We start from the raw sequence: 1,285 nt of genomic DNA, 5'->3' as shown, positions 1-1,285 counted from the left end.
GGCGCGGGCGGGGCCGGCGGCTCCGGCTCGGGCTCGGGCTCCTCCGGGAGCCGCTCGGGCGAGGAGGCGGCCGGAGGCCGGGCCTCCGGCTCCTCGGTCGACGCCCCGTCGCCCCGCGTGAGGGCGTACGCCAGCGCGGCGGCGGCCGTCGCCGCCAGGCCCACGCCGATGCCGACCTTCACCGGTGTCCCCAGCCCTTCCGAGGCGGCCCCGGCACCCGCCCCGGCACCCGCACTGGCCCCGCCTCCGGCACCGCCGGCCGCGGCTGCCGCACCGCCTCCGGCCGCCGCGGCGGACCCCGTACCGGCCACCAGCGCGCCGAACGCCTTGGCCCCGCCCGCTGTCGCGAACCAGCCGATGAGGGCCACGGGGACCAGCACGCGGATGTGCTCGTTGAGGTCTTTGACCTCCACCGCGGCCTGGCTGCACGCCGGGCACTCCTCCAGATGCTGCTGCAGCCCGCGTTCGGCCCGCATCCGCAGACCGCCCCGCGCGTACGCGCCGAGCCGGTCCGCGAACCGGGCGCAGTTCCCGCCCGCGGTGAGCGCCTGGCTCACATGCGCCTGGAGATACGCCTGCTTGAGGTTCTCCCGGGCCCGGTGGGCGGCCGTCGCCGTCGCGCCGGTGGACTTGCCGAGCAGCGGCGCGACCTCCTGCGGCTTGGCGCCCTCCACCGCGGTGTGCCAGAGCAGCATCTGGTCGGCTTCGGACAGGCTCTTGAACGCCTGTACCACCAGCGTCTGCTCCGCCTCCCGCATGGCCCGCACATCCGCGCCCAGATCGAGGGTCTCCTCCTCGGCCGGCGCGGAGGCGCGGGATGCCGACTGCACGAACACCGCGAAGTCGTCGACCAGGTGCTCCCGCTTCTGCGTCCGCGACCAGGCCGCCGCCACGTGCCGGACCGAGGTCAGCAGATAGGCGCGGACGGATGTCTCCGGCCCCTTGCCGCCCTGAACGGCCTGCAGGGTGCGCGCGAAGACCTCGTTGGTGAGGTCCTCCGCGGTGTGCGCGTCGCGACAGCAGGTACGGGCGTACCGCCGCACCGGCTCGGCGTGACGGCGGTACAGCTCGTCGTATGCCTCGGTGTCCCCCGGGTCCCCGTGCCGGATCCGGTCGATCAGCGATGCGTCGGACTGCCGCTGCTCGCCGTGCTCCCCCTTCCTTCCGTGCTCCCCCTTCTTCTCTTTCCCGCTCTTCCCGCGCTCCTCGGCCGACCCGCCGGTGCCCGGTTCCTCGGCCTGTCCGGGCCCGCCCGGCCGATCCGGCCCATCCGACCCATCCGGCT

1 protein-coding gene is annotated in these 1,285 nt (G+C 75.6%); it reads right to left on the bottom strand.

Annotation, left to right across the window (positions count from 1 at the left end; all coding sequences use genetic code 11):
- On the bottom strand, window positions 1-1,285 hold a 1,285-nt coding region (locus G5C65_RS37375; protein WP_420903405.1), incomplete at both ends, for a sigma-70 family RNA polymerase sigma factor.

The organism is Streptomyces boncukensis, assembly GCF_011045075.1.
Classification (GTDB): Bacteria; Actinomycetota; Actinomycetes; order Streptomycetales; family Streptomycetaceae; genus Streptomyces; species Streptomyces boncukensis.
This window is presented reverse-complemented; position numbering and strand designations above follow the sequence as displayed.